This is a genomic window from Acinetobacter sp. P8-3-8 (genome assembly GCF_000214135.1).
GTDB lineage: Bacteria > Pseudomonadota > Gammaproteobacteria > Pseudomonadales > Moraxellaceae > Acinetobacter.
In genome coordinates this window covers 1-6,701 of record NZ_AFIE01000085.1, presented here as the reverse complement: position 1 = coordinate 6,701, position 6,701 = coordinate 1, and the positions used below count along the sequence as shown (strand labels likewise).

Below are 6,701 nucleotides of genomic sequence, written 5' to 3'. Positions count from 1 at the left end.
AAAATCTAATTCTCCTAAAGATAGTGATATTACTCAATATGTGTATACCTCTGATCAATCAGATTTAATTGCACGAATTATTTACCCTGAAAATTTACAAGCCCAATTTAAATATGATACTCAAGGGCGCTTAGTTAAATATGTTGGGGTTGACCAAATTGAGGCACAACTCAGTTATAACTCGCAAGGCGAAGTCAGCGAGTTTAAATATGCCAGTGTTGTAACCCAGTTAGATTACACCCAAACTGGGAAGCTCCAACAAATTCTCAACCAAACTGGGCAAAAGATGAATTTTACATATGATGATGTGGATCAACTCGCCTCATTATATGATGGTCAAAACAATCAAATTAAATTTGTTAAAAACACTGAAAATCAGGTCAGTAAAGCCCAATTGCTGAATCCTAATGGTACGCTTGTCCAAGAAAAAAATTATGATTTAACCAGTCAGCAGAGTGCTGACCCAGTATTAAATGCCTTGAGCAGTACACCACATAATATTAATGATGCTGTTGATAATATTGCTCGCCCAAACTTATTGGGTATTTCTGCTTTTAAATTGCAATCTATATTGCATACACCGATGCAACTCGATTGGTCTACACCCATTCAAGCGCAAAATTCAGATTTAGATATACAGAACAAAACCACTTCTTATTTTTATAATGATTTTGGTGAAATTGTTAAAGTACAAAGCCCTGTCACAGGTATTACAACTTATCAATATAATACTTTAGGTCTGATCATTGGTCAGAAGAAGCAAGATGGTCGTTCTAGTCTTTATCAACGTGACAATGCTCAACGTGTGATTGGGATTAAATCTTATAATATTCAAAAACAATTGGATGAATCTGGACAGATTATTTGGGGAAAATTAAATAAGCCAACATTAATTAAGTTTAAAGCGGGTGAAGAGCGCTTTGAATATAATGCAAATGGTCAACTGACTAAACATGTTCTCTTGGTCGATGGTAAGCAATTTGATGTTCGGTATAAATTTAATCAAGATAATCAACTCATTGGTCGTACCTTACCTGATCAGCATCAGCTTACTTATAACTATCGTAATAAAGATCATGCTCGTGCAGGTCTGCTTGAGTCTATTCAGCTTAAGGGTGGTGTTTTTGGACTTTTATCTGAAACAGTGATTGATGGTTTAAATCGTGATACAGATACATCTGTAAATTATGGTTATCGTTTTGGGAATGGTTTAGAGCATCGTGAAGTCCTTGATAAACAAGGGCGTATGATTACTTCAGGCAATGTCAATACAGGTGAAACTTCTTTAGATTATTTAGATGATCAAAGTAATGAACCTACAAAAGTATCTTATCGTAATAAAACTTATTTAGGCACCAATGCACCTAAGCAGTTTAATCCCTCTTTAACTAATCAAACTTTGAGTTTATTTAATCATTCTCCTTCTGCATCTGTTAAAGCAATCCCTGTGAATGCCTCAGATAATCTAAATTATAAGGATTATTTGAAAACGACACAGTATGGCGCTGAGTATGATCAGTTTGGGCGTAAGTTGTGGACTTTAGAGGGTGATCGAGTTTTATTTTTTAGTTATGACAGTGCAGATCGTTTAACCAAAATCGAGTATCTTCAACAGCATAATAATATAGAGCAAGTCATTGATTATTTTACAGAAGATGCACATGTTAAAAAGTCAACTTTAGCTGAATATAAATATAATTTATTTGGTCAGCGTATTAAAAAATCTGTGACGACAGCTGGCAGTAAAACCGCTAAAACTACGTATTATTTTTATGATGGTAGCCAATTGGTCGCTGAGGCAGATGCTGAAGGTAAGGTTGAGAAGTCTTATGTTTGGATGAACCAAATTCCTGTGGCAATGATTGATCATGATGAGTTATTTTATATTCATGTTGATCATCGTCAGGCACCGATTGCTGTAACGAATACTCAGCGTAAAGTCGTTTGGCAAGCTGAGCTGAGTGATTATTTGTATGCTTCCCCACTGGCTTATAATCATGGGCGTTTGGGGACTATTGAGTTTAATTTAAGAGGGTCAAATCAGTATTTCGATGAGGAGTCCAACCTTCATTACAACACCAATCGTTATTTTGATGCAAAGAATGAAAGATATATCACCCCTGACCCGTTAGGTTTAGCTGTTGGGCCTGATTTGTATGCATTTGGTTTGGGACAACCTCATTCAATGAATGATCCGTTGGGGTTGGCACCAACTCCAAAAACACCATTTGATAAAGCAACCTTTAACCAAAAAATTGCGTACTTATTTACTTACGCCGCTAAAATGCTACCAGCAAGTCTTGTTGAAGTTGGAAATGAATTAAAAAATCTTGTCAATGGAACAACGTTGGCAGTAATAGGTGGTGTATTAGGTGTTTGGGCAGCATTACATGTCGTTGGTATTGGTTTTGTCGCAGATGCAGTAATTGCAGCAGCTTCAATCTTCATGTATGGCTTAGCCATATATGATCTCATTATGGGGTTCGGTAAAGCCTTATATGGTTTAATGACAGCAACATGTTGGGCCGATTTAGATGTTGTTGGCAAAGCGCTATCTAAAGCGTTTGCTACAGGATTAATTGACTTTGCTGGTGGAAAAGTCCTCGGCTTAGGTGCAAAATTCGGAAATATTTTTAACAAAATGCTCGATTGGGCAAATGACTATTCTAAGAAATTTAATCTTCAAACTATTAACAGATATAAGCAACTCGCAGAGGAATTTGTACAAACACGAATTAAAGGTAATCGTATTAAAAATTTATGCGATTGTTGTTTTGTTTCTGGAACTTTAGTCTGGGCAGAACGAGGTTATATACCAATAGAAGAACTTGATATTGGTGATAAAGTCTATAGCCTACCTGAAAATAGCAAAGGAATCGGAAAACCAGAATTAAAAGAGATTACAAGAACGATCATTACACAGCCAAAACCTACATATAAAGTAAGTTATAAGGATTTAAAGGGGCATAGTGACTCAATAGAAGCAAGTGATAACCATCCATTTTATATTGTTGATAAAGGCTGGCTAGATACAGTCGAATTAAAAAAAGGAATGAAATTATTAGATGATCATCGTAAAAAATTCACGATTACAAAAGTCGAGCCTGTTTCTAACCTAGTAACCACTTTCAATCTTACTGTTTTAGATAACCATACTTTCTTCGTAAGTCCAAATAAGATTTGGGTACACAATGCAGGAAAAAATTGTTCTTGTAATACTACTCCTACCCCGAAAACTTCAACTAACCCAGATGACATACTCTCTGATATAGGGAAAAATAAACCAGTTCCATTAACATCACGAGAAATCAAAAAAGTTACTGAATGGGCTGAGGTTCGAATTAAATATATCCAAAATATAAAAAATCAGGATCTTTCTAAAATTACAGATACGCAAGTTAAAAACTTAATTGAGCGTGCTGATCGTTCAATCATGAAAAATATGACCCCCGATGACTTGGCTGCAGTGATTAAAGAAAAAAGAGGTGTTAAAATTCCAGACCCTAGAACTCCAGGTAGATATTATGACCATATAGGCGAATTTGAACAGGCAGCTCAATCAATAAAAAATGCCATAGGTAATAAAGATAGAGGAATAATTGCAGCTCTAGATAAATTAAAAAGTCAGGGTAAGGCTAACAGCTATGAATATTCTTTACTTCAAAGTAAACTAAAGGATTTAAGTAGTTTATTAGATTATTACGAGAAAAAACTTTATAGGATGTGAAAATGATAGACCTAGCTAAAATTGAGAAATTAGAGTTATTATCAAACTCAAACGATAATTCTGATATTATGGATTTAATTGACAATTTAACTGATATTAGAAAATTTGGATATGAAAATAGAAATACATATGAAAAAATTTTATTTAAACTATTAAATAATAAAGATGAGGATATACGTATTCAATCTGCTTTTACTTTATCATCTTGGGAAAGTCCAAAATTTAAAAAACCTCTTTTTAATATGATGCAAAATGATAAAAGCCCTCAAGTTCGGTCATCTTGTATAAAATTTTATTGTTATTATTATATGTCTGGAACTAAAGATAAAAAACTTATTGAACTTTTATACTCATATATTTTAAATAAGGAATTATTTACATGGATCAGATCACAATCTATTGTTGGTATTATTTATGTTTATTATGGAAAAGATAATATTACTGGGGCTGAAAGGTTAAAATTAGGAGATTTTGGTACATATTCTAAAGATGAATCTTTTGAAGATGCTATACCTTGGGGAAAAATTAAAAAAATCTTAAACGATCTCAATATTACTTTCTAATTTAATATTTAAGTCAGCATAGGCTTTAGACCAGCAGAATGTTGGTCTAAAAATTTTCTTAATAAAAATATATAAATGTTAAATATGTAATGGAGCCACTTGTTACCTTAAATCGGGAGTCTAAGTATGGTTATGATCAACATGGTCGTTTAGCTTGGGAGGATGGTCCTCTGCCCAATGGGAAAAAAAATAGCCCAAAAGATAGTGATATTACCCAATATTTCTATATTTCGGACAGTTCAAGTCTAATCAACCATATCACTTATCCTCAAGCCTTATCAGCGCAGTTTAAATATGATCAGCATGGACGTTTAATCAAATATATTGGTGTAGACCACCTTGAAGCCGAGTTGAGTTATAACGCTCAAGGTGAAGTCAGTCAATTTAAGTACGCTGGAACATCAACTCAACTTGACTATACCAACAATGGAAAATTAAAAGAAATTCTTAACCAAACTGGTCAAAGAATGAATTTTAACTATGATGAAGCAGATCAATTATTATCTCTCTATGATGGGCAAAATAATCAGATTAGGCTCATTAAAAATTCTGAAAATCAGGTAAGCCAAGCACAGTTATTGAATCCTGATGGTTCTGTCGCGCAAGAAAAGACCTACGATTTAAATAGTCATCCAAATAATGATCCTGTTTTATCAGCATTAAAAAATACTCCTAGTACACCTAATGATGCTGTTGGCAATATTGCCCGTCCCGATTTACAAGGGTTGTCAGCCTTGAAATTGTATAATTTAATGCAATCTCCCAAAGGTTTAGATTGGGCTACACCGCTTCAAGCTAAAAACACTGATCTAGACTCTCAAAATAGAACGACCTCGTATTTTTATAATGATTTTGGTGAGGTGGTTAAAGTCCATAGTCCTGTTACTGGCGTAACGACTTATCAATACAATGCGAGTGGTTTAATTATTGGTCAACAACGCCAGGATGGGAGTCGTAGTCTTTACACTCGTGATGCAGCTCAACGTGTGGTTGAAATTAAATCTTTAAATGCTCAACAACAAATTGATGAGCATGGAAAAGTGCTTTGGGGCAAATATAACAAGCCAAGCAGTATTCAATTTAAAGCAGGCGAAGAGCGTTTTTCTTATAATGAAAATGCACAACTACTTAAACATGAACTCTTTGTTGATGGTCAACGTTTTAATATAGCTTATGCGTTTAATAAAAATGCCCAACTGGTTGGAAGAACCTTACCAGATGGCCAAGAATTAGAATATCAATATAGGGCTAAAGATGAAGTTCGTGCAGGTTTACTTGCATCTATTCATCTTAAACGTGGTCCATTAGGACTCATTTCTCAATCTATTATTGAAAATTTAAACAGTGCAAAAGATACTTCTGTCAATTATGGCTATCAGTTTGGTAATGGTTTAGAACATCGTGAAGTTATTGATAAACAAGGACGTATGATTACTTCTGGTAATGTCAATACTGGTGAAACTTCTTTAGATTATTTAGATGATCAAAGTAATGAACCTACTCAGGTTTCTTATCACAGCAAAACTTATTTAGGTACAAATGCACCTAAGCAATTTAATCCAACTTTAACCAATCAAGTTTTAAATTTATTTGATCGCTCCCCTTCTGCATCCGTTAAAGCAATTCCTGTCAGTGGCTCTGATCATCTAAATTATAAGGACTATCTCAAAACGACACAGTATGGTGCTGAGTATGATCAGTTGGGTCGTAAGCGTTGGGTAATTGAAAATGATAAGGTTCTATTTTTTAGTTATGACAGTGCAGATCGTTTAACCAAAATCGAGTATCTTCAACAGCATAATCATGTAGAGCAAGTCAGTGATTATTTTACTGAAGATGCGCATGTTAAAAAGTCGACTTTAGCTGAGTATAAGTATAATTTGTTTGGTCAACGCATTCAAAAAACGGTTGCAACGACGACTGGAAAAGGTACAAAAACCTCTTATTATTTTTATGATGGTAGCCAGTTGGTTGCTGAGGCTGATGATCAAGGTAAAGTTGAGAAATCCTATATTTGGATGAATCAGATTCCTGTGGCAATGATTGATCATGATGAGTTGTTTATATTCATGTCGATCACCGTCAAGCACCGATTGCTGTTACCAATAGTCAGCGTAAGGTGGTTTGGCAAGCTGAACTGAGTGATAACTTATATGCCTCTCCTCTTGCCTACAATCATGGTCGGTTTGGTTTTATTGAGTTTAATTTACGAGGCTCTAATCAATATTTTGACGCTGAGACCAACCTACATTACAACACCAACCGTTATTTTGATGCCAAGAATGAAAAGTATATTACACCTGACCCGTTAGGTTTAGCTGTTGGTCCTGATTTATATGCGTTCGGTTTGGGACAGCCTCATACATTGAATGACCCGCTTGGGTTAGCGCCAGTAAAAGCAACTGAAAATC

At 34.7% G+C, this 6,701-nt stretch carries 4 protein-coding genes; all 4 read left to right on the top strand.

Features of this window, described 5'->3' with window-relative positions:
* Nucleotides 1-3,727: polymorphic toxin-type HINT domain-containing protein (locus tag GGG_RS20035; RefSeq protein WP_010117501.1), on the top strand; the 3,727-nt coding region annotated here is incomplete at its 5' end.
* A gap of 2 nt (nucleotides 3,728-3,729) precedes the next feature.
* The gene (locus GGG_RS0117965) at nucleotides 3,730-4,290 is read left to right on the top strand and encodes a HEAT repeat domain-containing protein (RefSeq protein WP_010117500.1); all 561 of its coding nucleotides are present in this window, start codon (nucleotides 3,730-3,732) and stop codon (nucleotides 4,288-4,290) included.
* 89 nt (nucleotides 4,291-4,379) lie between these two features.
* Nucleotides 4,380-6,431 carry a hypothetical protein gene (locus GGG_RS20030; protein WP_010117498.1) on the top strand — a complete coding sequence of 684 codons (2,052 nt, stop codon included), beginning with the start codon at nucleotides 4,380-4,382 and terminating at the stop codon, nucleotides 6,429-6,431.
* A partial coding sequence (locus GGG_RS21430; RefSeq protein ID WP_010117496.1) for an RHS repeat-associated core domain-containing protein occupies nucleotides 6,410-6,701 on the top strand: 292 nt, incomplete at its 3' end. The genes GGG_RS20030 and GGG_RS21430, both read left to right, overlap by 22 nt.

Excerpts from the sequence above, each read along its gene's own strand:
- GGG_RS0117965 (WP_010117500.1), top strand. The coding sequence starts at position 3,730 with ATGATAGACCTAGCTAAAATTGAGAAATTAGAGTTATTATCAAACTCA.
- GGG_RS20030 (WP_010117498.1), top strand. The coding sequence starts at position 4,380 with ATGGAGCCACTTGTTACCTTAAATCGGGAGTCTAAGTATGGTTATGAT.